This window comes from Escherichia sp. Marseille-Q3837 (genome assembly GCF_916618735.1).
Lineage (GTDB): Bacteria > Pseudomonadota > Gammaproteobacteria > Enterobacterales > Enterobacteriaceae > Escherichia > Escherichia ruysiae.
In genome coordinates, this window is the sequence record NZ_CAKAKC010000001.1 from 1,915,889 (window position 1) to 1,942,480 (window position 26,592).

The window sequence follows — 26,592 nt, forward strand, 5'->3', positions numbered from 1 at the left end:
TTTAACGTTCAATAATTTGCGAGACATCATCGCGGTTAATTTGCATCGCGTTACCTTGTTGATCGTGATAACTCACAAGCCCGGTATCATCGTCAATTTCCGGTTTTCCATCAGTCAGGATCATTCGACCATCTTTAGTGGCCATCACATAATCACTACTACAACCGGAAACAGCAAATGCCAGTCCGACTGCGGAAATTAATACTGCCCATTTTTTCATCCGGTTATCCTCATTAAGCCCATCAATGATAATAGTCTGTTTATAATCTGACGTTATACATCTTGAAAGCAGGAAAGTCTTAAACTGTGAGAATAAAGGGAAGACGTTCGCTCTCCCACTGGAGAGCGAACGGAATATCAGAGCGGATTCTTTTTATTGCGAATCAGGTTGAGGCTTTCTACTGCAATGGAGAAGAACATTGCGAAGTAGATGTAACCTTTCGGTACGTGGATATCGAAACTTTCCAGTATCAGGGTAAAGCCCACCAGAATCAGGAAAGAGAGCGCCAGCATTTTTACCGAAGGGTGGCGTTCAACAAAATCACCAATCGAACGCGCGGCGAACATCATCACACCTACTGCAATGACGACGGCCGCCATCATAATAAACAGATGATCCGACAGACCCACGGCGGTAATCACTGAATCGAGGCTGAAAATAATATCCAGCAGCATAATCTGTACGATAGCACCGAGGAATGATGAAACGCGTGTTTTCAGCCCTTCTTCTTCACCTTCGATAGATTCGTGGATCTCCTTACTGGCTTTCCAGATAAGGAACAGACCACCCAGCAGCAGAATCAAATCACGAGCGGAAATTTCCTGACTGAAAATTGTAAAAAGCGGATTCGTCAGGCGCGTAACCCAGGCAATCGACGCCAGCAGCGCCAGACGCATAACCATGGCTCCAGCCAGTCCCAGACGCCGCGCGTGACCACGCTGTGCGGTGGGCAACTTTGCGACCACCAGAGAAAGGAAAATAATATTATCGATCCCAAGAACGATCTCCAGCAGCGTCAGCGTACCGAGCGCAAGCCAGGCGTTAGGATCGGTTATCCATGCAAATAACATCTAAAAAGCCCTGCCAAAAAAATGAAGCGGTAATTATATGCCCGGAATGCAGCAGGTCAAAGCGATGGCTACTGGATCAAAAAATGACGGGCCAGCAGTGCGCTGGTGAACTTCTTCTTCAGATAAAATCCGCGCGGCAATGTCAGAATTCGTTCGCCCCGGGCGCCAATGGCTTCGGTGAGAGCTTTCGCATTCGCCGCTTTCGGTCGTATTTGCAAATATTCCCCGTGACGAGCGGTGATTCGCTCAACCTGACCGAGGACAATCATATCCATCAATTCTTCCCAGTCTTCGCGTAGCTGGCGGTCTTCCTCTTCGTTCGGACTCCACAACAACGGTGCTCCTACGCGACGCTGCGCCAGCGGGATGCTGCGCTCGCCTTCAACCGGTATCCATAACACCCGTTTAAGTTTGTGGCGGACGTGACTGGTTTCCCAGGTCACACCGCTATTGCCGGTTAATGGTGCAACACAAACGAATGTCGTTTCCAGCGGACGACCAAGACTATCCACAGGGATAGTTTTGAGTTCCACGCCTAATGCGGCAAAATCTTGTTCAGGTTTACTCCCTGCGCTGGCGCCAAGCCAGATCTCCAGCAACACACCGATCCAACCTTTATCGCGTTTTAAATTCTCCGGCGCAACCAACCCGGCAAGTGCTGCCAGTTCACCCAGGGTGTAGCCAGAAAGTTGCTGTGCTTGTGCTAATAACTGCGCTTCAGTTTCGGGAGGAGAGGACAATGGGCGAGGTTGAGACATGGCATTACACCTTGGTTAAAAAATAAGCAGCTATTTTGTACCGAATATTCAGAGTGTAACTTTTTCCACAAGCGTTATTCAATTCTATGATTTATCTTGTTTTTTAATCCACAGGTGACGGTGTTGCGCAACGTCCTGGTGGGTTTTCCAATTCTGGTCACTGAAAATAAACAGGATCTTACACCATGTTATCCACAGAAAGCTGGGATAACTGTGAAAAACCCTCACTACTGTTTCCATTTACAGCCTTGACGTGCGACGAAACTCTAATTTTTAGTGGTGCGGTGCTTAACTTAGTGGCACATTCTGTGGATAAATACGACATTGGTTGATCTTTCACCAATGCGAAAATGAGTGGTGTGACATGGGTCACGAATTTCTCTGTTTTATCAATATTTATGTGTTTAATATATTGATTAATAACGAATATTTTAAAGTGTATTTTAGCGACTGATTCAGAATGCTCTGGGTTTTCCCGTGGTAATTCCGTAGTTCTTCACAACTCTATCCACAGAAAAGGTGAATAAAAACGGCTATCCACCCCGTCCTCTGTTTATAACTCTGCACTTAACTGTGAGTTATTCAATTGTTATTAGTGTGTAATGCCCTGCAGAGAGTGGTTTACCGTCTTCCTGGAGTATGAAACAATCATTCGTATATAAAGCTTTATTTTGAGGTAGTCCGGTGATTGATGACGATGGCTACCGCCCAAACGTAGGTATCGTGATTTGTAATCGTCAGGGGCAAGTGATGTGGGCCCGGCGATTTGGTCAGCACTCCTGGCAATTTCCGCAAGGCGGAATTAATCCCGGAGAATCCGCAGAACAGGCGATGTACCGTGAATTGTTTGAAGAAGTAGGATTAAGCCGTAAAGACGTTCGAATCCTTGCTTCAACGCGTAACTGGTTGCGCTACAAATTACCGAAACGTTTGGTGCGTTGGGACACGAAGCCGGTTTGTATCGGCCAAAAACAAAAATGGTTTCTCTTGCAGCTGGTGAGCGGCGATGCGGAAATCAATATGCAAACCAGCAGTACACCAGAGTTTGACGGCTGGCGATGGGTAAGTTACTGGTATCCGGTCAGACAGGTGGTGTCATTTAAACGTGATGTCTACCGTAGGGTAATGAAAGAGTTCGCAAGTGTTGTGATGGCGCTGCAAGAAAATACGCCTAAACCACAAAACGTATCTGCTTATCGACGTAAAAGAGGTTAAGTCACGCCCATTATGCTCACTCGCCTGCGCGAAATAGTCGAAAAGGTAGCCAGCGCACCACGCCTGAATGAGGCGTTAAATATTCTGGTTACCGACATCTGTCTTGCGATGGATACCGAGGTCTGTTCGGTCTACCTGGCCGATCACGACCGACGTTGTTACTACCTGATGGCGACCCGAGGATTAAAAAAGCCACGTGGTCGCACCGTAACGCTCGCGTTTGATGAAGGGATCGTCGGCCTGGTTGGCAGGCTGGCGGAACCGATAAACCTTGCGGATGCGCAAAAACACCCCAGCTTCAAATATATCCCCTCCGTAAAAGAAGAACGTTTCCGCGCGTTTTTAGGCGTGCCAATTATTCAACGTCGCCAGTTACTTGGTGTACTGGTGGTACAGCAACGAGAGTTGCGGCAGTACAACGAAAGTGAAGAATCTTTCCTGGTGACGCTTGCCACCCAGATGGCAGCTATTCTTTCTCAGTCGCAGTTGACTGCCTTGTTTGGGCAATATCGCCAGACGCGAATCCGCGCATTACCGGCAGCGCCCGGCGTGGCGATTGCTGAAGGCTGGCAGGATGCCACGTTACCTTTAATGGAACAGGTATATCAGGCATCAACGCTGGATCCGGCTCTGGAACGCGAGCGACTGACCGGGGCGCTGGAAGAAGCGGCTAACGAGTTTCGTCGCTACAGCAAACGCTTTGCTGCCGGTGCACAAAAAGAAACAGCGGCTATTTTCGATCTTTACTCACACCTGCTTTCTGACACGCGTCTGCGTCGCGAATTATTTGACGAGGTGGATAAAGGCTCAGTTGCAGAGTGGGCGGTGAAAACGGTCATTGAAAAATTCGCCGAACAGTTTGCTGCGCTAAGTGATAGCTATCTCAAAGAGCGAGCCGGTGATTTACGTGCGCTGGGCCAGCGATTGTTGTTTCACCTTGATGATGCCAACCAGGGGGCGAACGCCTGGCCGGAACGTTTCATTCTGGTGGCAGATGAACTGTCAGCGACAACCCTTGCAGAGCTGCCTCAGGATCGCTTAGTCGGCGTTGTCGTGCGCGATGGCGCAGCCAACTCCCATGCTGCGATTATGGTACGTGCGCTGGGGATCCCTACCGTGATGGGCGCGGACATTCAGCCTTCGGTGCTGCATCGTCGGACGCTGATCGTTGATGGTTATCGCGGTGAATTGCTGGTCGATCCGGAGCCGGTACTGCTGCAAGAATATCAGCGGCTGATTAGCGAAGAGATTGAGCTTAGCCGTCTGGCAGAAGATGATGTCAATTTACCTGCGCAGTTAAAAAGCGGCGAGCGCATAAAAGTTATGCTCAATGCGGGATTAAGCCCAGAACATGAAGAAAAACTGGGCAGTCGCATTGATGGTATCGGTCTTTATCGCACCGAAATCCCTTTCATGCTGCAAAGTGGTTTCCCGTCGGAAGAAGAACAGGTGGCGCAGTATCAGGGGATGCTGCAAATGTTCAATGATAAACCCGTCACCCTGCGTACGCTGGATGTCGGTGCTGACAAACAATTGCCCTACATGCCGATCAGCGAAGAGAATCCATGCCTGGGGTGGCGTGGGATTCGCATTACGCTCGATCAGCCGGAGATCTTTTTGATCCAGGTGCGGGCGATGTTGCGCGCCAATGCTGCAACGGGCAACCTGCACATTCTGTTGCCAATGGTCACAAGCCTGGATGAAGTTGACGAAGCACGCCGCCTGATTGAACGTGCCGGACGTGAAGTCGAGGAGATGATCGGTTACGCAATTCCCAAACCACGCATCGGTATCATGCTGGAAGTACCTTCAATGGTATTTATGCTGCCGCATCTGGCAAACCGGATCGATTTTATCTCTGTTGGCACCAACGACCTGACTCAATACATCCTGGCCGTTGATCGCAACAACACCAGAGTAGCGAACATTTATGACAGTCTTCATCCTGGAATGTTACGTGCTCTGGCGATGATCGCCCGTGAGGCGGAAACGCAGGGAATCGATCTGCGTTTATGCGGTGAAATGGCGGGCGATCCCATGTGCGTGGCAATCCTCATTGGGCTGGGGTATCGCCATCTGTCTATGAACGGACGTTCTGTCGCGCGCGTAAAATACCTGCTGCGGCGCATTGATTTTGCCGAAGCAGAAAATCTTGCGCAGCGCAGTCTGGAAGCGCAACTGGCGACCGAAGTTCGTCATCAGGTAGCGGCATTTATGGAGCGTCGCGGTATGGGCGGGCTGATTCGCGGGGGGTTATAGCGCGGATCATATACATATCTTTTAACGGTATCCGGCAACCAGCCAGGTTCCCTTGTGCTATTATTCGCACCTTTGGAGCGCCTGAAACCTGCGGCGCGCATTTCAATCGCTGTTCTCTTTCAGCGAAATAACAAGAACTTGTGGTGACAGATGACCAGTAGCTATCTGCATTTTCCGGAATTTGATCCGGTCATTTTCTCAATAGGACCCGTGGCGCTTCACTGGTACGGCCTGATGTATCTGGTGGGTTTCATTTTTGCAATGTGGCTGGCTGGGCGTCGGGCTAGCCGTCCAGGCAGCGGCTGGACCAAAAATGAAGTTGAAAACTTACTCTATGCGGGCTTCCTCGGCGTCTTCCTTGGCGGACGTATTGGTTATGTTCTGTTCTACAACTTCCCGCAGTTTATGGCCGATCCGCTGTATCTGTTCCGTGTCTGGGACGGCGGCATGTCCTTCCACGGCGGTCTGATTGGCGTGATTGTGGTGATGATTATCTTCGCCCGCCGCACCAAACGTTCCTTCTTCCAGGTTTCTGATTTTATCGCACCGCTCATTCCATTTGGCCTTGGAGCCGGGCGTCTGGGCAACTTTATTAACGGTGAATTGTGGGGGCGCGTTGACCCGAACTTCCCGTTTGCCATGCTGTTCCCTGGCTCCCGTACCGAAGACATTCTGTTGCTGCAAAACAACCCACAGTGGCAATCCATTTTCGACACCTACGGCGTACTACCGCGCCACCCGTCGCAACTTTACGAGATGCTGCTGGAAGGTGTGGTGCTGTTTATTATCCTCAACCTGTATATCCGTAAACCGCGCCCGATGGGGGCTGTCTCAGGCTTGTTCCTGATTGGCTATGGCGCGTTTCGCATCATTGTTGAGTTTTTCCGCCAGCCCGATGCGCAGTTCACCGGTGCATGGGTGCAGTACATCAGCATGGGGCAAATTCTTTCCATCCCGATGATTGTCGCGGGTGTTTTCATGATGGTCTGGGCATATCGTCGCAGCCCACAGCAACACGTTTCCTGAGGAACCATGAAACAGTATTTAGAACTGATGCAAAAAGTGCTCGACGAAGGCACACAGAAAAACGACCGTACCGGAACCGGAACGCTTTCCATTTTTGGTCATCAGATGCGTTTTAACCTGCAGGATGGATTCCCGTTAGTGACAACCAAACGTTGCCACCTGCGTTCCATTATCCATGAACTGCTGTGGTTCCTGCAGGGCGACACTAACATTGCTTACCTGCACGAAAACAATGTCACCATTTGGGACGAGTGGGCCGATGAAAACGGCGATCTCGGTCCGGTTTATGGTAAACAGTGGCGCGCCTGGCCAACGCCAGATGGTCGTCATATTGACCAGATCACTACGGTACTGAACCAGCTGAAAAACGATCCGGATTCCCGCCGTATTATTGTTTCGGCGTGGAACGTAGGCGAACTGGATAAAATGGCGCTGGCGCCGTGCCATGCGTTCTTCCAGTTCTATGTGGCAGACGGCAAACTCTCTTGCCAGCTTTATCAGCGTTCCTGTGACGTTTTCCTCGGCCTGCCGTTTAACATTGCCAGCTACGCGTTACTGGTGCATATGATGGCGCAGCAGTGCGATCTGGAAGTGGGTGATTTTGTCTGGACCGGTGGCGATACGCACCTGTACAGCAATCATATGGATCAAACCCATTTGCAATTAAGTCGTGAACCGCGTCCGCTGCCGAAGCTGATTATCAAACGTAAACCTGAATCCATCTTCGACTACCGTTTCGAAGACTTTGAGATTGAAGGCTACGATCCGCATCCGGGCATTAAAGCGCCGGTTGCTATCTAAATTACGCAACATCCTGCCAGAGCCGACGCCAGTGTGCGTCGGTTTTTTTTATCCTTCGCTAAATTCTTCGAGACGCCTTCCCGAAATTTTGCAACGCCCTGCAACAGCGTAAATAGTCCGGAAGACGCGCCGAAGAATGAGAAACTGACCCTCGTCTTTTTTTCTCCTCGTCGCATACTGCCGGCATGAAAACACAACGTGGTTATACGCTGATTGAAACGCTGGTTGCGATGCTGATTTTGGTCATGCTAAGCGCAAGTGGACTTTATGGCTGGCAATACTGGCAGCAGTCGCAACGGCTATGGCAAACCGCCAGCCAGGCGCGGGACTATTTGCTCTATTTACGTGAGGATGCCAACTGGCATAACCGCGACCACAGTATCAGCGTCATCAGGGAGGGGAAGTTATGGTGTCTTGTGAGTTCTGCCGCAGGGGCGAATGCCTGTCATGGCAGTTCACCGCTGCTCTTCGTGCCACGCTGGCCCGACGTAGAAATGAGCGACCTGACACCTTCGCTTGCTTTCTTTGGCATGCGCAATACCGCATGGGCAGGGCATATTCGCTTCAAAAACTCAACGGGCGAGTGGTGGCTGGTGGTTTCGCCATGGGGAAGGCTCCGGCTTTGCCAGCAAGGAGAAACAGAAGGATGTCTGTAAAAGAGCAAGGATTTTCTCTGCTGGAAGTTTTGATTGCTATGGCGATCAGTAGCGTACTGTTGCTGGGGGCTGCACGATTTCTGCCTGCATTACAGCGTGAAAGTTTGACGAGCGCCCGTAAGCTGGCGCTGGAAGATGAAATCTGGCTGCGGATATTTACAGTCGCGAAGCATCTCCAGAGAGCGGGTTATTGTCATGGTAGCTGCACTGGCGAGGGGCTGGTCATTGTCGGGCAGGGTGACTGCATCATTGTACAGTGGGATGCGAACAGTAACGGTATCTGGGAGCGCGAACCGGTAAAAGAGTCCGACCAGATTGGATTTCGTCTGAAGGAGCATGTGCTGGAAACGCTACGTGGTGCGACATCTTGTGAAGGTAAGGGCTGGGATAAAGTCACTAATCCGGATGCCATCATTATCGACACTTTTCAGGTCGTACGTCAGGATGTTAGCGGCTTCTCGCCGGTGTTGACGGTTAATATGCGGGGCGCCAGTAAGGCTGAACCACAAACTGTGGTGGATGCCAGCTATAGCGTAACAGGATTCAACCTGTGAACCGTGAACGGGGAGTTTCATCGCTGGCACTGGTTCTGATGTTGCTGGTTTTGGGCAGTTTGCTGCTACAGGGAATGTGCCAACAGGATCGCAGTTTTGCCTCTCGGGTGACTATGGAAAGCCAGTCATTGCGTCGCCAGGCTATCGTACAGTCGGCGCTGGAATGGGGCAGAATGCACTCCTGGCAGACACAGCCCGCAGTTCAGTGCTCACAGTACGCTGCAACCGGTGCCCGGGTTTGTCTGCGTTTACTGGCAGATAATGAAATCTTGCTGATTGCCGGTTATGAAGGCGTTTCATTGTGGCGAACAGGCGAAGTGAACGATGGAAACATTGTTTTTTCGCCACGCGGCTGGAGTGATTTTTGTCCGCAGAAAGAGGGGGCGTTATGTCAGCTTCCCTGAAGAATCAACAAGGCTTTAGCCTGCCGGAAGTGATGTTGGCGATGGTGCTGATGGTGATGATTGTCACTGCGTTATCGGGGTATCAGAGAACATTAATGAACAGTCTTGCCAGCAGAAACCAGTATCTGCAACTCTGGCGGCATGGCTGGCAGCAAACGCAACTGCGCGCGATTTCGCCACCTGCCAACTGGCAGGTTAACCGAATGCAGACATCGCAGGCGGGATGTGTCAGCATCAGCGTTACGTTAGTTTCACCCGGGGGCAGAGAAGGCGAGATGACCCGCCTGCATTGCCCGAATCGTCAGTAGTCAGGAGCCGCTATGTTAAGGGTCTACCATTCCAATCGTCTGGACGTGCTGGAAGCGTTGATGGAGTTTATCGTCGAACGCGAACGGCTGGACGATCCTTTTGAGCCAGAAATGATTCTGGTGCAAAGTACCGGTATGGCGCAGTGGCTGCAAATGACGCTGTCGCAGAAGTTCGGCATTGCGGCAAACATTGATTTCCCGCTGCCGGCGAGCTTTATCTGGGATATGTTCGTCCGGGTGTTACCGGAGATCCCCAAAGAGAGCGCCTTTAACAAACAGAGCATGAGCTGGAAACTGATGACTCTGCTGCCGCAACTGTTGGAGCGCGAAGACTTTACCCTGTTGCGGCATTATCTGACTGATGATAGCGACAAGCGTAAACTGTTCCAGCTTTCTTCAAAAGCGGCGGACCTGTTTGACCAGTATCTGGTCTATCGTCCGGACTGGCTGGCACAGTGGGAAACAGGACATTTGGTTGAAGGGCTGGGAGAAGCGCAGGCCTGGCAAGCGCCGTTGTGGAAGGCGTTGGTGGAATATACCGACGAACTCGGGCAACCGCGCTGGCACCGCGCCAATCTTTATCAGCGCTTTATCGAAACGCTGGAGTCCGCGACGACCTGCCCGCCGGGGTTACCTTCGCGTGTCTTTATATGCGGTATTTCCGCGTTACCGCCTGTTTATCTACAGGCGCTACAGGCGCTGGGTAAACATATTGAAATCCATCTTCTGTTTACCAACCCTTGCCGTTATTACTGGGGTGATATTAAAGATCCGGCTTATCTGGCAAAGCTTCTAGCTCGCCAGCGGCGACACAGTTTTGAAGATCGCGAATTGCCGCTATTCCGCGATAGCGAAAACGCCGGCCAGTTGTTTAACAGCGACGGCGAACAGGATGTTGGTAACCCGCTACTGGCCTCATGGGGCAAGCTGGGGCGCGACTACATCTATCTGCTTGCCGATCTCCAGAGCAGTCAGGAGCTGGACGCATTCGTTGATGTCACGTCAGACAGCCTGTTGCATAACATCCAGTCCGATATTCTGGAACTGGAAAACCGTGCGGTCGCAGGCGTGAATCTGAGCGAGTTTTCCCGCAGCGACAACAAACGTCTGCTTGATCCGCAGGATAACAGCGTCACCTTCCACGTATGCCACAGCCCGCAGCGCGAAGTGGAAGTTTTGCACGATCGCCTGCTGGCGATGCTGGAAGAAGATCCGACACTTACTCCACGCGACATCATCGTGATGGTGGCCGACATCGATAGCTACAGTCCGTTTATTCAGGCTGTATTTGGTAGCGCGCCTGCGGATCGTTACCTGCCTTATGCCATTTCCGACCGTCGGGCGCGGCAGTCGCATCCGGTGCTGGAAGCGTTTATCAGCCTGTTATCACTGCCAGACAGCCGCTTTGTGTCGGAGGACGTGCTGGCGCTGCTGGACGTGCCGGTACTGGCGGCGCGGTTTGATATCACCGAAGAAGGGCTACGTTATTTACGTCTGTGGGTTAATGAATCCGGCATTCGCTGGGGGATTGATGACGACAACGTTCGCGAGCTGGAACTCCCCGCCACCGGGCAACACACCTGGCGATTTGGCCTGACGCGCATGTTGCTGGGCTATGCAATGGAGAGCGCCCAGGGCGAGTGGCAATCGGTTCTTCCTTATGACGAATCGAGCGGCTTAATTGCAGAACTGGTAGGGCATCTGGCGTCACTGCTAATGCAACTGAATATCTGGCGTCGAGGGTTAGCGCAGGAGCGCCCGCTTGAGGAGTGGCTGCCGGTTTGTCGCGATATGCTCAACGCCTTCTTCCTGCCGGATGCGGAAACCGAAGCGGCGATGACGCTTATTGAGCAGCAGTGGCAGGCGATTATCGCCGAAGGTTTAGGTGCGCAGTATGGCGACGCGGTGCCGCTGTCACTGTTACGTGATGAACTGGCACAACGCCTCGATCAAGAACGTATCAGCCAGCGTTTTCTTGCGGGTCCGGTTAACATTTGTACGCTGATGCCAATGCGTTCAATCCCGTTCAAAGTGGTTTGCCTGCTGGGGATGAACGATGGCGTTTACCCACGCCAGCTTGCACCATTGGGCTTTGATTTAATGAGCCAGAAACCGAAGCGTGGCGACCGTAGCCGTCGCGATGACGACCGCTATCTGTTCCTGGAAGCGTTAATTTCCGCGCAGCAAAAACTCTATATCAGCTATATCGGGCGTTCCATCCAGGATAACAGTGAACGTTTCCCGTCGGTGCTGGTGCAGGAACTGATCGACTACATCGGACAAAGTCATTATCTGCCGGGTGATGAAGAGCTTAACTGTGATGAAAGCGAGGCAAGAGTAAAAGAGCATCTTACGTGCCTCCATACCCGGATGCCGTTTGATCCGCAAAACTACCAGCCTGGCGAGTTACAAAGCTATGCGCGTGAGTGGCTACCGGCAGCCAGCCAGGCAGGCAAGGCGCATTCTGAATTTGTCCAGCCTTTACCGTTTACCTTGCCAGAAACCGTGCCGCTGGAAACGCTACAACGATTCTGGGCGCATCCGGTGCGAGCGTTTTTCCAGATGCGTTTACAGGTGCATTTTCGTACCGAAGACAGCGAAATTCCCGATACCGAGCCATTTATTCTCGAAGGGCTTAGTCGTTATCAAATCAATCAGCAGTTATTAAATGCGTTGGTGGATCAGGATGATGCAGAACGCTTGTTCCGCCGCTTCCGGGCGGCAGGGGATTTACCGTACGGTGCTTTTGGTGAAATTTTCTGGGAAATGCAGTGTCAGGAGATGCAGCAGCTTGCCGACAGAGTCATTGCCTGTCGCCAGCCGGGGCAGAGTATGGAAATCGATCTCGCGTGCAACGGTGTGCAGATTACTGGGTGGTTGCCGCAGGTTCAGCCGGATGGCCTGCTGCGCTGGCGTCCCTCTTTGCTCAGTGTTGCACAGGGAATGCAACTTTGGTTAGAACACCTTGTCTACTGTGCCAGTGGTGGTAACGGTGAAAGCCGCCTTTTTCTACGCAAAGACGGCGAGTGGCGTTTCCCGCCGCTTGCAGCCGAACAGGCTTTACATTACCTCTCACAACTGATTGAGGGGTATCGTGAAGGAATGTCCGCGCCGTTGCTGGTGTTACCTGAAAGTGGCGGCGCATGGCTAAAAACCTGTTATGACGCGGCAAACGATGCCATGCTGGATGACGATTCCACGTTGCAAAAAGCTCGAACGAAATTCCTTCAGGCTTACGAGGGCAACATGATGGTGCGTGGTGAAGGTGATGATATCTGGTATCAACGGCTCTGGCGGCAATTAACGCCAGAGACAATGGAAGCCATCGTTGATCAGTCGCAGCGTTTCTTGTTACCGCTATTTCGTTTTAATCAATCATGAGTTCTGTATAAAAATTGCGCAATTCATCTGCTTACTTTATGATGCGCACCAGTCACGGACTGATGGTTATATAGACACAGGCTGACTCGTTCAGCACAAGATTATATTCTGCCGGATGATTTTCTTTAATTTATTGAATCTGGTCGAAAAATAAAGTTGATAATGAGGTTCGTGAATGCCCCGCAGCACCTGGTTCAAAGCATTACTGTTGTTTGTTGCCCTTTGGGCACCCTTAAGTCAGGCAGAAACGGGATGGCAGCCGATTCAGGAAACCATCCGTAAAAGTGATAAAGATAACCGCCAGTATCAGGCTATACGTCTGGATAACGGTATGGTGGTCTTGCTGGTTTCTGATCCGCAGGCGGTTAAATCGCTTTCGGCGCTGGTAGTGCCCGTTGGGTCGCTGGAAGATCCTGAAGCGTATCAGGGGCTGGCACATTACCTTGAACATATGAGTCTGATGGGTTCGAAAAAGTACCCTCAAGCAGATAGCCTCGCTGAATATCTTAAAATGCACGGCGGCAGTCACAATGCCAGCACGGCACCATATCGCACGGCTTTCTATCTGGAAGTTGAGAACGACGCCTTGCCCGGTGCGGTAGATCGCCTGGCCGATGCTATTGCAGAACCCTTGCTCGACAAGAAATATGCCGAACGTGAACGTAATGCAGTGAACGCTGAATTAACCATGGCGCGCACGCGTGACGGGATGCGCATGGCGCAGGTCAGCGCAGAAACCATTAACCCGGCGCACCCAGGTTCAAAGTTTTCTGGCGGTAACCTGGAAACCTTAAGCGACAAACCCGGTAATCCTGTGCAGCAGGCGCTGAAAGATTTCCATGAGAAATATTACTCTGCCAATCTGATGAAGGCGGTTATCTACAGCAACAAACCATTGCCGGAACTGGCAAAAATGGCGGCGGACACCTTCGGTCGCGTGCCTAACAAAGAGAGCCAGAAACCGGAAATCACCGTGCCGGTAGTCACCGACGCGCAAAAGGGCATTATCATTCATTACGTCCCGGCGCTGCCGCGTAAAGTGCTGCGCGTCGAGTTTCGCATCGATAACAACTCGGAGAAGTTCCGTAGTAAAACGGATGAGTTGATTACCTATCTGATTGGTAATCGCAGCCCAGGTACACTTTCTGACTGGCTGCAAAAGCAGGGATTAGTTGAGGGCATTAGCGCCAACTCCGATCCTATCGTCAACGGTAACAGCGGCGTATTAGCGATTTCTGCGTCCTTAACCGATAAAGGTCTGGCGAATCGCGATCAGGTTGTGGCGGCCATTTTCAGCTACCTCAATCTGTTACGCGAAAAAGGGATTGATAAACAGTATTTCGATGAGCTGGCGAATGTGCTGGATATCGACTTCCGTTATCCGTCAATCACCCGTGATATGGATTACGTCGAATGGTTGGCGGATACCATGATTCGCGTTCCTGTTGAGCATACGCTGGATGCAGTCAATATTGCCGATCGGTACGATGCTAAAGCAGTAAAAGAACGTCTGGCGATGATGACGCCGCAGAACGCGCGTATCTGGTATATCAGCCCGAAAGAGCCGCACAATAAAACGGCTTACTTTGTCGATGCGCCGTATCAGGTCGATAAAATCAGCGAACAAACCTTCGCTGACTGGCAGAAAAAAGCCGCCGACATTGCGCTCTCCTTGCCGGAGCTTAACCCCTATATTCCTGACGATTTCTCGCTGATTAAGTCAGAGAAGAAATACGACCATCCAGAGCTGATTGTTGATGAGTCGAATCTGCGTGTGGTGTATGCGCCAAGCCGTTATTTTGCCAGCGAACCCAAAGCAGATGTCAGCCTGATTTTGCGTAACCCGAAAGCCATGGACAGCGCCCGTAATCAGGTAATGTTTGCGCTCAATGATTATCTCGCAGGGCTGGCGCTTGATCAGTTAAGCAACCAGGCGTCGGTTGGTGGCATTAGTTTTTCCACCAACGCTAACAACGGTCTTATGGTTAATGCTAATGGTTACACCCAGCGTCTGCCGCAGCTTTTCCAGGCTCTGCTCGATGGGTACTTTAGCTATACCGCTACGGAAGATCAGCTTGAGCAGGCAAAATCCTGGTATACCCAGATGATGGATTCCGCAGAAAAGGGCAAAGCGTTTGAGCAGGCGATTATGCCCGCGCAAATGCTCTCGCAGGTGCCGTACTTCTCGCGAGATGAGCGACGTAAAATTTTGCCCTCCATCACTCTGAAAGAGGTGCTGGCTTACCGCGACGCCTTAAAAACGGGGGCACGACCAGAGTTTATGGTTATCGGCAACATGACCGAAGCCCAGGCAACAACGCTGGCACGCGATGTGCAAAAACAGTTGGGCGCTGATGGTTCAGAGTGGTGTCGTAACAAAGATGTAGTGGTTGAGAAAAAACAGTCCGTCATCTTTGAAAAAGCCGGTAACAGTACCGACTCTGCCCTGGCAGCGGTTTTCGTACCGACTGGCTACGATGAATACACCAGTTCAGCCTACAGTTCTCTGCTGGCGCAGATTGTTCAGCCGTGGTTCTACAATCAGTTGCGTACCGAAGAACAGTTGGGCTATGCCGTGTTCGCGTTTCCTATGAGTGTGGGTCGCCAGTGGGGCATGGGCTTCTTGCTGCAAAGCAATGATAAACAGCCCTCATACCTGTGGGAGCGATACAAAGCCTTTTTCCCAATCGCAGAGGCAAAATTGCGGGCGATGAAGCCAGAAGAGTTTGCCCAAATCCAGCAGGCGGTGATTACCCAGATGCTGCAGGCTCCGCAAACGCTCGGCGAAGAAGCATCGAAGTTAAGTAAAGATTTCGATCGCGGCAATATGCGCTTCGATTCGCGTGATAAAATCGTGGCACAGATAAAACTGCTGACGCCGCAAAAACTGGCCGATTTCTTCCATCAGGCGGTGGTCGAGCCGCAAGGCATGGCTATCCTGTCGCAGATTTCCGGCAGCCAGAACGGGAAAGCCGAATATGTGCATCCTGAAGGCTGGAAAGTATGGGAGAACGTCAGCGCGTTGCAGCAAACAATGCCCCTGATGAGTGAAAAGAATGAGTGATGTCGCCGAGACACTAGATCCTTTGCGCTTGCCCTTACAGGGCGAGCGCCTGATTGAAGCCTCTGCCGGCACAGGCAAAACCTTTACGATTGCGGCGCTCTATTTGCGCCTGTTACTTGGACTAGGCGGTTCCTCCGCCTTTCCCCGCCCATTGACCGTTGAAGAACTGCTGGTAGTAACCTTTACCGAGGCTGCCACTGCAGAATTGCGCGGTCGTATCCGTAGCAATATTCATGAATTACGCATCGCCTGTCTGCGTGAAACCACCGACAATCCGCTGTATGCACGCCTGCTGGAAGAGATCGACGATAAAGCGCAAGCCGCGCAGTGGTTGCTGTTAGCTGAGCGACAGATGGATGAAGCAGCAGTCTTTACCATCCACGGTTTTTGCCAGCGAATGCTCAACCTGAATGCCTTTGAATCCGGCATGTTGTTTGAGCAGCAGCTGATTGAAGACGAGTCTCTACTGCGCTACCAGGCCTGCGCCGATTTCTGGCGTCGCCATTGCTACCCGTTACCGCGTGAAATTGCCCAGGTCGTCTTTGAAACCTGGAAAGGGCCGCAGGCGTTACTGCGAGATATTAACCGTTATCTGCAAGGGGAAGCGCCGGTTATCAAAGCGCCGCCGCCCGATGATGAAACTCTGGCTTCCCGCCATGCGCAAATTGTGGCGCGTATCGATGCCGTAAAACAGCAGTGGCGTGACGCAGTAGGTGAACTGGATGCGCTGATCGAATCTTCCGGTATTGATCGCCGCAAGTTTAACCGTAGCAATCAGGCTAAATGGATAGACAAGATCAGCGCCTGGGCAGAAGAAGAGACCAACAGTTATCAGTTGCCAGAGTCGCTGGAAAAATTCTCCCAGCGTTTCCTGGAAGATCGCACGAAAGCCGGGGGGGAAACCCCGCGACATCCGCTGTTTGAGGCGATCGATCAACTGCTTGCCGAACCATTGTCGATCCGTGATGTGGTGATCACCCGCGCATTGGCTGAGATCCGCGAAACAGTAGCGCGCGAAAAACGCCGCCGTGGCGAACTGGGCTTTGATGACATGCTAAGTCGGCTCGATTCCGCGCTGCGTAGCGAAAGCGGAGAGGCGCTGGCAACGGCGATCCGTACGCGCTTTCCAGTGGCAATGATCGACGAATTTCAGGATACCGACCCCCAGCAGTACCGGATTTTCCGCCGTATCTGGCACCATCAGCCGGAAACGGCGTTATTGCTGATTGGTGACCCGAAGCAGGCCATTTACGCATTCCGTGGCGCAGACATTTTCACCTACATGAAGGCGCGTAGCGAAGTTCACGCTCACTACACCTTAGATACCAACTGGCGTTCTGCGCCGGGAATGGTGAACAGTGTGAACAAACTTTTCAGCCAGGCTGATGACGCTTTCATGTTCCGCGAAATTCCGTTTATTCCAGTGAAATCAGCCGGAAAAAATCAGGCACTGCGTTTTGTATTTAAAGGTGAAACGCAGCCGGCGATGAAAATGTGGCTGATGGAAGGTGAAAGCTGCGGTATTGGCGATTATCAAAGTACCATGGCGCAGGTATGTGCTGCGCAAATCCGCGACTGGCTACAGGCCGGGCAGCGGGGCGAAGCATTGCTGATGAATGGCGACACCGCGCGTCCTGTTCGCGCCTCGGACATCAGTGTGCTGGTACGCAGCCGCCAGGAGGCCGCCCAGGTGCGCGATGCCTTAACGCTGCTGGAAATCCCTTCCGTTTACCTTTCGAACCGCGACAGTGTTTTTGAAACACTGGAAGCGCAGGAGATGCTTTGGCTGTTGCAGGCTGTAATGACGCCTGAACGTGAGAACACTCTGCGCAGTGCGTTAGCAACGTCGATGATGGGGTTGAACGCCCTGGATATCGAAACGTTGAATGATGACGAAAATGCGTGGGATGCAGTCGTCGAAGAATTTGATGGATATCGACAAATCTGGCGCAAACGCGGCGTTATGCCGATGCTGCGGGCGCTGATGTCGGCGCGCAACATTGCAGAAAACCTGCTGGCCACGGCAGGTGGCGAGCGGCGTCTTACCGATATCTTGCATATCAGCGAACTGCTACAAGAAGCCGGAACGCAGCTGGAAAGTGAACATGCGCTGGTACGCTGGTTATCGCAACATATCCTCGAACCCGACAGTAATGCCTCCAGCCAGCAAATGCGCCTCGAAAGTGACAAACATCTGGTGCAGATCGTCACGATCCATAAATCAAAAGGGCTGGAATATCCGCTGGTCTGGTTGCCGTTTATTACCAATTTTCGCGTCCAGGATCAGGCGTTCTATCACGATCGTCATTCATTTGAGGCTGTACTTGATCTTAACGCTGCGCCAGAAAGCGTCGATCTCGCCGAGGCAGAGCGTCTGGCGGAAGATCTGCGTTTGCTTTACGTGGCGCTGACGCGTTCGGTCTGGCATTGCAGTCTCGGCGTTGCGCCGCTGGTGCGCCGTCGTGGTGATAAAAAAGGTGACACCGACGTCCACCAAAGTGCGCTCGGGCGTTTGCTGCAAAAAGGGGAACCGCAAGATGCGGCAGGGCTTCGCGCCTGTATTGAGGCACTATGCGATGAGGATATTGCCTGGCAAACGGCGCAAACGGGTGATAATCAACCGTGGCAGGTTAATGATGTTTCTACAGCAGAACTGAATGCGAGGACGCTACAACGATTGCCCGGCGATAACTGGCGTGTCACCAGCTACTCCGGTTTGCAGCAGCGTGGTCACGGTATCGCTCAGGATCTGATGCCACGGCTGGATGTTGATGCCGCAGGCGTGGTCAGCGTCGTTGAAGAACCGACGTTAACACCGCATCAGTTCCCGCGCGGTGCGTCACCGGGGACATTCTTGCACAGTTTGTTTGAAGACCTCGATTTTACCCAGCCGGTTGACCCGAACTGGGTGCGGGAAAAACTGGAACTTGGCGGCTTTGAACCGCAGTGGGAACCGGTGTTGACTGAGTGGATCACCGCTATTCTTCAGGCGCCGCTCAATGAAACTGGCGTCACTCTGAGTCAGCTTTCCGCCCGCGATAAACAGGTGGAGATGGAGTTTTACCTGCCGATTAGCGAGCCGCTTATTGCCAGCCAGCTTGATGCGCTAATCCGCCAGTTTGACTCGCTATCCGCTGGCTGCCCGCCGCTGGAGTTCATGCAGGTACGCGGCATGTTAAAAGGCTTTATCGACCTGGTGTTCCGCCACGAAGGGCGTTATTACCTGCTCGACTATAAATCTAACTGGTTGGGTGAAGACAGTTCGGCTTACACCCAACAGGCTATGGCAGCGGCGATGCAGGCACACCGCTATGATCTGCAATATCAGCTTTATACCCTGGCGCTGCATCGTTATCTGCGCCATCGCATTGCTGATTACGACTATGAGCGTCACTTTGGTGGCGTTATTTATCTGTTCCTGCGTGGCGTTGATAAAGAACATCCGCAACAAGGGATCTACGCGACCCGACCCAACGCCGGGTTGATTGACCTGATGGATGAGATGTTTGCCGGTATGACCCTGGAGGAGGCGTAATGAAATTGCAAAAGCAATTACTGGAAGCTGTGGAGCACAAACAGCTACGCCCGCTGGATGTGCAATTTGCCCTGACTGTGGCGGGAGATGAACATCCTGCCGTCACCCTCGCGGCGGCACTGTTAAGTCATGATGCCGGAGAGGGACACGTCTGTTTGCCGCTTTCACGATTGGAAAATAATGAGGCGTCGCATCCGCTGTTGGCGACCTGTGTCAGTGAAATCGGTGAGCTACAAAATTGGGAAGAGTGCTTGCTGGCTTCACAAGCGGTCAGCCGGGGAGATGAACCAACGCCAATGATCCTCTGTGGCGATCGTCTTTACCTGAATCGCATGTGGTGTAACGAGCGCACAGTGGCACGCTTTTTCAACGAAGTGAATCATGCCATTGAGGTGGATGAAGCTCTACTGGCGCAAACCCTGGACAAACTTTTTCCAGTAAGCGATGAAATTAACTGGCAAAAAGTGGCGGCAGCGGTGGCGCTGACGCGGCGGATCTCGGTGATTTCCGGCGGCCCTGGCACCGGTAAAACGACCACCGTGGCGAAGTTGTTGGCTGCGTTAATTCAGATGGCCGACGGTGAACGCTGCCGTATCCGACTGGCCGCGCCAACGGGGAAAGCTGCTGCGCGCTTAACCGAATCGCTTGGCAAGGCTTTGCGCCAGTTACCGCTGACCGATGAACAAAAGAAACGCATTCCGGAAGATGCCAGCACTTTGCACCGATTGCTGGGTGCGCAGCCAGGTAGCCAGCGTTTACGTCATCATGCCGGTAACCCGCTGCATCTTGATGTGCTGGTGGTAGATGAAGCATCAATGATCGATCTGCCTATGATGTCGAGGCTGATCGACGCCTTGCCCGATCATGCGCGAGTGATCTTTCTTGGCGATCGCGATCAACTGGCCTCGGTTGAGGCAGGGGCTGTGCTGGGCGATATCTGCGCTTATGCCAACGCCGGCTTTACCGCCGAGCGTGCCGGGCAGCTAAGCCGCCTGACGGGAACTCACGTTCCGGCAGGAACTGGCACAGAAGCGGCATCTTTGCGTGACAGTCTCTGCCTGCTGCAAAAAAGCTACCGTTTCGGCAGCGATTCTGGCATTGGTCAGTTAGCTGCGGCGATTAACCGTGGTGATAAAACGGCAGTGAAAACGGTTTTTCAGCAGGATTTTACTGACATCGAAAAACGGCTTTTGCAGAACGGCGAAGACTATATTGCGATGCTTGAGGAAGCTCTTGCGGGTTACGGACGTTATCTGGATCTGCTGCAAGCGCGTGCCGAGCCGGATTTAATCATTCAGGCGTTCAATGAGTACCAGCTTTTGTGCGCCCTGCGGGAAGGGCCGTTTGGCGTGGCTGGACTGAATGAGCGAATTGAACAGTTTATGCAACAGAAGCGCAAAATTCATCGTCATCCGCATTCGCGCTGGTACGAAGGCAGACCGGTGATGATTGCCCGTAATGACAGTGCGCTTGGGTTGTTTAATGGTGATATCGGTATTGCGCTGGATCGCGGGCAGGGGACGCGCGTCTGGTTTGCGATGCCGGACGGTAATATCAAGTCAGTACAACCGAGCCGCCTGCCAGAGCACGAAACCACATGGGCGATGACGGTACATAAATCGCAGGGATCGGAGTTCGACCATGCGGCGTTGATTTTACCGAGCCAGCGTACACCGGTAGTAACGCGAGAACTGGTTTACACTGCGGTAACCCGCGCGCGTCGACGTTTGTCTCTGTATGCCGATGAGCGTATTTTGAGTGCGGCAATCGCCACTCGTACCGAGCGACGTAGCGGGCTGGCAGCGTTGTTTGGTGCGCGGGAATAAACGTGATTGCCGGATGCGACGCATGGGCGTCTTATCATGCCTACGAGTGTTATGCATGTCGCATCCGGCGATTTCCATCGCTTACCCTAAATCCGCCATCAACACTTTGGATTTACGCTGGTAGTTGTACAACTGCTTTTTGCTCTCGGGCAGTAAATCAATATCCACTGGGGTAAATCCACGTTCCTGGAACCAGTGAATACTGCGCGTGGTCAGCACAAATAATTTGCTTAAGCCGCTCTGCTTCGCCTGAGCGGCAATGCGTTCCAGCAGAACCTCGCCCCGTGATGAACTGCGGTAATCCGGGTGAACTGCCACACAGGCCATTTCCCCAATCTTCTCTTCCGGGAAAGGATAGAGCGCGGCGCAGGCAATAGTCGTGTTATCGCGCTGAATAATGGTGAATTTGTCGATTTCCATCTCCAGCTGCTCGCGAGAACGGCGCACCAGAATACCTTGCTGCTCCAGCGGGCGAATCAACTCCAGAATGCCGCCAATATCGTTGATTGTTGCGCGACGAATCTGCTCCGCGCTTTCCATCACAATTTGCGTACCGATACCGTCACGTGAGAACAACTCTTGCAACAGCGCGCCATCTTCCTGATAACTGATTAAATGACAGCGACGAACACCACTGCGGCAGGCTTTCACCGCACCACGCAAAAAGCGCACCGTACCGGAGTTGTAATCGCCTTTCTCTTCCTGGGCTTCTACCCGCGCCTGCGCCTCGTTAGGGAAAAGTTCGGAGACAATATCGCCATCATCATTGGTGACGCCCTGTGAAGAGCAAAAACCAATCATCTTCTCGGCTTTCAGTTTGATGGCAAGTTGTGTGGCAATCTCTTCCGAGGTCAGGTTAAAGCTCTCGCCAGTGACCGAAACCGCCACCGGGCCCATCAGCACAATGGCACCGCTATCCAGTTGGCGATGAATTGCTTCTTCGTCAATCCGCCGGATGCGTCCGCTATGGCAGTAATCCACGCCATCATCCACGCCCAGCGGTTGTGCAATAATAAAATTGCCACTGACGACGTTGATATGAGCGCCCTGCAACGGCGTGTTGTTGAGGCTCATCGACAGGCGAGCAGTGATGTCCAGTTGCAATGTCCCCGCAGCCTGCTTCACCAGCTCCAGCGTTTTGCCGTCAGTCACGCGTATATTCTTGTGGTACAGCGGTTCGTGATGATGCGCCGCCAGATTCGCGTCGATCTGTGGACGCGCGCCATAGACGACGACCAGACGGATGCCGAGGCTGTGCAACAACCCGATATCATTAACGATACTGGAGAAATTCTCATGCTCAATGGCTTCGCCGCCGAGCATGATGACAAACGTTTTTCCCCGGTGGGTATTGATATAAGGAACCGAATGGCGGAATCCCTCGACCAGCTCGGTTTTACGTTCCTTCACCACGGCACACCTCTTTGCATGATTATTCGAAATTAATGTATTTTTATTCTGTTTTTTCGCCGTGTGCAAGTGCGAATTTTACGCATGAGCAACTTTTTTATCAGTAATGCCGTGAATATAAAAAGAATGTTTACCGTTTTATAGATGACAGATTATGCGTCTTTCGCTAAAGTTTCCGGTCAAATTGGTCGTTTACTTGTTACACAGCTTAGATTTTTTTGCTCGGGAGAGGCATGTCAGGATCCAATACTGCAATCAGCCGTCGTCGTTTACTGCAAGGCGCGGGTGCCATGTGGCTATTGAGCGTAAGTCAGGTCAGCCTGGCTGCGGTCAGCCAGGTCGTGGCGGTGCGCGTCTGGCCTGCGTCCAGCTATACCCGTGTGACGGTTGAATCAAACCGTCAGCTGAAATATAAGCAGTTCGCGTTGAGTAATCCTGAGCGCGTGGTGGTAGATATTGAAGATGTAAACCTGAACTCGGTGCTCAAGGGGATGGCGGCACAAATTCGTGCTGACGACCCGTTCATCAAGTCAGCACGCGTCGGGCAATTTGATCCGCAAACCGTGCGGATGGTTTTTGAATTAAAGCAAAACGTAAAACCACAGATGTTTGCCCTCGCGCCGGTTGCCGGATTTAAAGAGCGTCTGGTGATGGATCTCTATCCGGTCAATGCGCAGGATATGCAAGACCCGCTGCTGGCGCTGCTGGAGGATTACAACAAAGGCGATCTCGAAAAACAGGTGCCGCCTGCGCAAAGTGGTCCGCAGCCAGGTAAGGCAGGGCGCGATCGCCCAATTGTCATCATGCTTGACCCTGGCCACGGTGGCGAAGACTCTGGCGCGGTGGGGAAATACAAAACGCGTGAAAAAGACGTGGTATTACAGATTGCCCGCCGTCTGCGCTCTCTGATCGAGAAAGAGGGCAATATGAAGGTGTACATGACGCGTAATGAAGACATCTTCATTCCATTGCAAGTGCGCGTAGCAAAAGCACAGAAACAACGTGCTGACCTGTTTGTCTCTATCCATGCCGACGCCTTTACCAGCCGCCAGCCGAGCGGCTCCTCGGTGTTTGCGCTTTCGACCAAAGGCGCAACCAGTACTGCGGCAAAATATCTGGCGCAAACCCAGAACGCCTCGGACTTAATTGGTGGTGTGAGCAAAAGTGGCGACCGCTATGTCGACCACACCATGTTTGATATGGTTCAGTCGCTGACCATTGCCGACAGCCTGAAGTTTGGTAGAGCAGTACTGAATAAACTAGGGAAAATCAATAAGTTGCATAAAAATCAGGTCGAGCAGGCCGGGTTTGCCGTGCTGAAAGCGCCTGATATTCCCTCCATTCTGGTCGAAACGGCGTTTATCAGTAACGTTGAGGAAGAGCGCAAACTGAAAACGGCGACTTTCCAGCAGGAAGTTGCAGAGTCCATTCTTGCGGGAATTAAAGCGTATTTTGCCGATGGAGCGACGCTGGCGAGAAGGGGATGATGTTTAATTTATCCATTCAATGAATTTATATTTAATTGAATGGATATCATTTATATGAATGTTAAACGATGATTTTGTGACTGCTGTCGAATATTTGAAAGTTAGCTTGAAAAATAAGCCTAGCGTCTCTTTTATTAAAGACAATCCAGTGTAAGGTATAGGCATTAGTTAATCATCTTGTAACTGTTAAATCAGGCAAGGCAATGTTTGAAGTAATTATTACTTCTGACGTGCCTTGCCTTTTTTTTTGGAGCCATGAAATGATCATCGAAAAAGTCATGAACAATAATTGTGTGCAGGCATCGATGAATGGACAGGAGGTTATCATTTCTGGACCTGGCGTCGGTTACAACAAAAAATATGGTATGTCTGTACCCGAGCATCCGGCTAACCGAATTTTTTATGTCAGGAATGAGCAAAAAAATAAACTCTACAAACTGATTGAGCATGTGGATATTGAGTATGTATTTGTGGCTGAAAAGATAGTGCAATATGCGGAGATCAATCTTGAAAAAAAGCTAAATCCTTCGCTACTACTGATTCTTGCCGATCACATTTCGAATGCAATATCCCGAATCGCCTCCGGAATACAAATTAATAATGTTTTCCTTGAGGAAATCAAAGCGTTGTATAAAGCAGAATATGTGATAAGTCGGGATGCATTAACAATCATCAATGATCAGTTTAGCTTTCAACTTCCGGATGACGAGATTGGTTTTATTGCATTACATATTTTAAATAACTATGAAAACTCAATTGATTATGAATCTGTAAGAATTATTGAGTTGTCTCAAAAAATTACGGAGATTATTGAGGGCATTTATAACAGAAGGGTGGACAGGAGTTCATTTAACTATTCAAGATTTATGATGCATCTTAAGTATTTTTCTTGTCGAGTATTATGCAATGAAAAAATAAAACAGAAAGATATTGGCGATATCTATGAACAGTTTCTTGAAAAAGATATTCAATTGCAACGCGCTATTCATGAAATAGAAAGGTATCTGTACAGCACGTTTAAATATGAATTGATTTTAGAAGAAAAGCTATATCTCTCTATTCGCACCAAAGTATTAATGGACTAACTACATATAATATTTTTATGAGATAACCAGCATGAAACAAAAGAAAGCCTGGAGTTTTTTTCAGAGCCTGGGGAAAGCATTTATGTATCCCATCGCTCTGCTAAGTGTATGTGGCATGATGTTAGGCCTGGGAAGTGGTTTAGCCAGTGATGACATGGCAAAGTTAATTCCATTGCTGGCCATTCCAATAATTAAAACCATACTTGATTTCATTGTTAGTCTTGGTTTGTTTGCTTTTGTTAATTTACCTGTACTATTTGCAATAGCGATTCCATTAGGATTATTAAAAGAGAAAGATGATAAAGCCTATGGTGCATTTTCTGGCTTAATTGGTTTTATGGCGATGCATTTGGGAACAAATTTTTACCTTAAACAACACGATTTATTGGTCGCTGCTGACCAAATGTCGACACATGGACAAACTATCATTCTTGGTATCCAGTCCTATAATACCAGTGTGCTGGGAGGGATTGTTTCAGGATTATTAGTCGCCAGCATGTATAAAAAGATCGTTAACTTACGCATTCCTGAGTCATTAGGTTTTTATAGTGGTCCGCGCCTGGTGCCTATCATTACACTAATTGTGATGAGTGGGTTTGGCCTGATTATTCCTTTTATCTGGCCGCCATTTTTCAATCTTTTCATGCTCATTGGTCACTGGATTTCAACTTCCGGTCCTGTCGGTTATTTCTTCTATGCAGTTGCTGAACGCGTGACGATACCTTTTGGCCTAAACCATCTGGTGACATCAGTTTTCCGATTTACCCCAATTGGCGGTTCGGCAGTAATTGGTGGCGAAGAATATTACGGCACCCTGAATATGTTTATGGCGTACGTCAAAGAGAATACTGTTATTCCGCTGGATTTGGCGGGGAAAATGGAACAGGGCAAACTGATGATCCAGTATGGTCTGGCTGGTGCCGCGCTGGCGATGTATCGCACCGCTCATGCTCAGAACAGAAAGGCCATCGAAGCATTGCTTATTTCCGGTGTGCTGACGGTCATTATTGGTGGCGTTAGCGAACCGATTGAATTTCTGTTCTTGTTTGTCAGTCCGCTGCTGTTTGTCTTCCATGCTTTTATGAATGGATTCGCTAACATGGTTCTGCCATATATGGGCGTGAAGATGGGGTTTACTGGCGATCTGATTCAGTTTATTAGCTTTGGTGTCTTACGTGGCACAAGAACGGGCTGGCCGATAGCGGTTTGTGTAGAAGTGGCCTATTTCTTTATTTATTACTTTGTGTTCCGTTGGACCATTCTTAAATTTAACCTGATGACCGTAGGACGTGAAGAGTCCAGCCCCATCGCGATAAACGCTCACGAAGATACTGCTATAGCGAATATCCCAACTCATGATAAATCAGAGCTGCAGGCGGCGGCGCAGATGGTTCAGGCACTTGGCGGTAGAGAGAATATTAAATCTCTGGATAATTGTGTAACTCGTTTACGTTTAACTATCGCAGATATGGGATTAATTGATGAGGTTGCGATAAAAAGAGCTGGAGGGATTGCGGTTGTTAAACTTGATCAAAATACCCTACAAGTCATTATCGGCACTAAAGTCATCGCCCTACGTCGGGATATGGATAATTACATGGGGATACGCTAATGGATATTTTTAATACCCCAATTTCCCGTAAAGGAACATATTGTACCCAGTGGGACTTTTGTCAGGACAGATTTGGTGTAAAAGATGTATTGCCATTCTCTATTTCAGATATGGATCGGCTTTGTTGAATAAATCGAACT

20 protein-coding genes and 1 pseudogene are annotated in these 26,592 nt (G+C 50.9%); 17 read left to right on the forward strand and 4 right to left on the reverse strand.

The features are described 5' to 3' along the window. Position 1 precedes the first annotated feature (1 nt). The 3 genes from ygdR to mutH form a co-directional block, all read right to left on the reverse strand. Positions 2-220: a lipoprotein YgdR gene (ygdR, locus tag LG381_RS08940; RefSeq protein ID WP_000758660.1), complete on the reverse strand. Its 219-nt coding sequence runs from the start codon at positions 218-220 to the stop codon at positions 2-4. A 137-nt stretch (positions 221-357) separates the two neighbouring features. After that, positions 358-1,071 carry a TerC family protein gene (locus tag LG381_RS08945; RefSeq protein ID WP_000895631.1) on the reverse strand — a complete coding sequence of 238 codons (714 nt, stop codon included), beginning with the start codon at positions 1,069-1,071 and terminating at the stop codon, positions 358-360. A gap of 68 nt (positions 1,072-1,139) precedes the next feature. After that, positions 1,140-1,829, reverse strand: coding sequence for a DNA mismatch repair endonuclease MutH (mutH, locus tag LG381_RS08950; protein ID WP_000082203.1), 690 nt, complete (start codon positions 1,827-1,829; stop codon positions 1,140-1,142). A gap of 185 nt (positions 1,830-2,014) precedes the next feature. Here mutH and LG381_RS22340 point away from each other — a divergent pair, with 185 nt between their 5' ends. The 13 genes from LG381_RS22340 to recD all read left to right on the forward strand — a co-directional run bounded on the left by LG381_RS22340 (position 2,015) and on the right by recD (position 20,858). After that, positions 2,015-2,161 (forward strand): hypothetical protein, encoded by a 147-nt coding sequence (locus LG381_RS22340; protein ID WP_300979950.1) that lies wholly within the window; start codon positions 2,015-2,017, stop codon positions 2,159-2,161. Between the two features lie 352 nt (positions 2,162-2,513). Next, positions 2,514-3,044 carry an RNA pyrophosphohydrolase gene (gene rppH, locus LG381_RS08955; protein WP_000564488.1) on the forward strand — a complete coding sequence of 177 codons (531 nt, stop codon included), beginning with the start codon at positions 2,514-2,516 and terminating at the stop codon, positions 3,042-3,044. 12 nt (positions 3,045-3,056) lie between these two features. Continuing rightward, on the forward strand, positions 3,057-5,303 hold the full coding sequence (ptsP, locus tag LG381_RS08960) for a phosphoenolpyruvate--protein phosphotransferase (protein WP_000957932.1): 2,247 nt from the start codon (positions 3,057-3,059) through the stop codon (positions 5,301-5,303). Positions 5,304-5,453: 150 nt separating this feature from the next. Further along, positions 5,454-6,329, forward strand: coding sequence for a prolipoprotein diacylglyceryl transferase (gene lgt / locus LG381_RS08965; RefSeq protein ID WP_000204651.1), 876 nt, complete (start codon positions 5,454-5,456; stop codon positions 6,327-6,329). A 6-nt stretch (positions 6,330-6,335) separates the two neighbouring features. Further along, on the forward strand, positions 6,336-7,130 hold the full coding sequence (gene thyA, locus LG381_RS08970; protein WP_000816232.1) for a thymidylate synthase: 795 nt from the start codon (positions 6,336-6,338) through the stop codon (positions 7,128-7,130). A 185-nt stretch (positions 7,131-7,315) separates the two neighbouring features. Further along, positions 7,316-7,786, forward strand: a complete 471-nt coding sequence (locus LG381_RS08975; RefSeq protein WP_225762303.1) for a prepilin peptidase-dependent protein — start codon at positions 7,316-7,318, stop codon at positions 7,784-7,786. Beyond that, positions 7,777-8,340 carry a prepilin peptidase-dependent protein gene (locus LG381_RS08980; protein ID WP_105281174.1) on the forward strand — a complete coding sequence of 188 codons (564 nt, stop codon included), beginning with the start codon at positions 7,777-7,779 and terminating at the stop codon, positions 8,338-8,340. Before LG381_RS08975 ends, LG381_RS08980 begins: the two co-directional genes overlap by 10 nt. Then, positions 8,337-8,744 carry a DUF2509 family protein gene (locus LG381_RS08985; protein WP_222680429.1) on the forward strand — a complete coding sequence of 136 codons (408 nt, stop codon included), beginning with the start codon at positions 8,337-8,339 and terminating at the stop codon, positions 8,742-8,744. Before LG381_RS08980 ends, LG381_RS08985 begins: the two co-directional genes overlap by 4 nt. Beyond that, positions 8,729-9,052 carry a prepilin-type N-terminal cleavage/methylation domain-containing protein gene (locus LG381_RS08990; RefSeq protein ID WP_001276468.1) on the forward strand — a complete coding sequence of 108 codons (324 nt, stop codon included), beginning with the start codon at positions 8,729-8,731 and terminating at the stop codon, positions 9,050-9,052. The genes LG381_RS08985 and LG381_RS08990 overlap by 16 nt, the downstream gene beginning before the upstream one ends. Positions 9,053-9,064: 12 nt before the next feature. Beyond that, positions 9,065-12,433 carry an exodeoxyribonuclease V subunit gamma gene (gene recC / locus LG381_RS08995; RefSeq protein WP_225762304.1) on the forward strand — a complete coding sequence of 1,123 codons (3,369 nt, stop codon included), beginning with the start codon at positions 9,065-9,067 and terminating at the stop codon, positions 12,431-12,433. Between the two features lie 175 nt (positions 12,434-12,608). Further along, positions 12,609-15,497, forward strand: a complete 2,889-nt coding sequence (ptrA, locus tag LG381_RS09000; RefSeq protein ID WP_225762305.1) for a pitrilysin — start codon at positions 12,609-12,611, stop codon at positions 15,495-15,497. Then, positions 15,490-19,032, forward strand: coding sequence for an exodeoxyribonuclease V subunit beta (gene recB / locus LG381_RS09005; protein ID WP_225762306.1), 3,543 nt, complete (start codon positions 15,490-15,492; stop codon positions 19,030-19,032). Before ptrA ends, recB begins: the two co-directional genes overlap by 8 nt. Next, a complete protein-coding gene (gene recD / locus LG381_RS09010; RefSeq protein ID WP_032226109.1) occupies positions 19,032-20,858 on the forward strand; it encodes an exodeoxyribonuclease V subunit alpha in 1,827 nt (608 codons plus the stop codon). The genes recB and recD overlap by 1 nt, the downstream gene beginning before the upstream one ends. 81 nt (positions 20,859-20,939) lie before the next feature. On the opposite strand, the gene argA is transcribed toward recD, so the two are convergent. After that, positions 20,940-22,271 (reverse strand): amino-acid N-acetyltransferase, encoded by a 1,332-nt coding sequence (gene argA / locus LG381_RS09015; protein ID WP_000237965.1) that lies wholly within the window; start codon positions 22,269-22,271, stop codon positions 20,940-20,942. Positions 22,272-22,501: 230 nt separating this feature from the next. Between argA and amiC the strand changes: the two genes are divergently transcribed. The 4 genes and pseudogenes from amiC to LG381_RS09035 form a co-directional block, all read left to right on the forward strand. Further along, the gene (amiC, locus tag LG381_RS09020) at positions 22,502-23,755 is read left to right on the forward strand and encodes an N-acetylmuramoyl-L-alanine amidase AmiC (RefSeq protein ID WP_000016908.1); all 1,254 of its coding nucleotides are present in this window, start codon (positions 22,502-22,504) and stop codon (positions 23,753-23,755) included. A 260-nt stretch (positions 23,756-24,015) separates the two neighbouring features. Further along, a complete protein-coding gene (locus LG381_RS09025) occupies positions 24,016-24,840 on the forward strand; it encodes a PRD domain-containing protein (protein ID WP_225762977.1) in 825 nt (274 codons plus the stop codon). A gap of 31 nt (positions 24,841-24,871) precedes the next feature. Then, the gene (locus tag LG381_RS09030; RefSeq protein ID WP_222680434.1) at positions 24,872-26,452 is read left to right on the forward strand and encodes a PTS transporter subunit EIIC; all 1,581 of its coding nucleotides are present in this window, start codon (positions 24,872-24,874) and stop codon (positions 26,450-26,452) included. Beyond that, positions 26,452-26,568, forward strand: a pseudogene (locus tag LG381_RS09035) (beta-cystathionase); the annotation flags it as partial. The gene LG381_RS09030 and the pseudogene LG381_RS09035, both read left to right, overlap by 1 nt. Positions 26,569-26,592 lie beyond the last annotated feature (24 nt).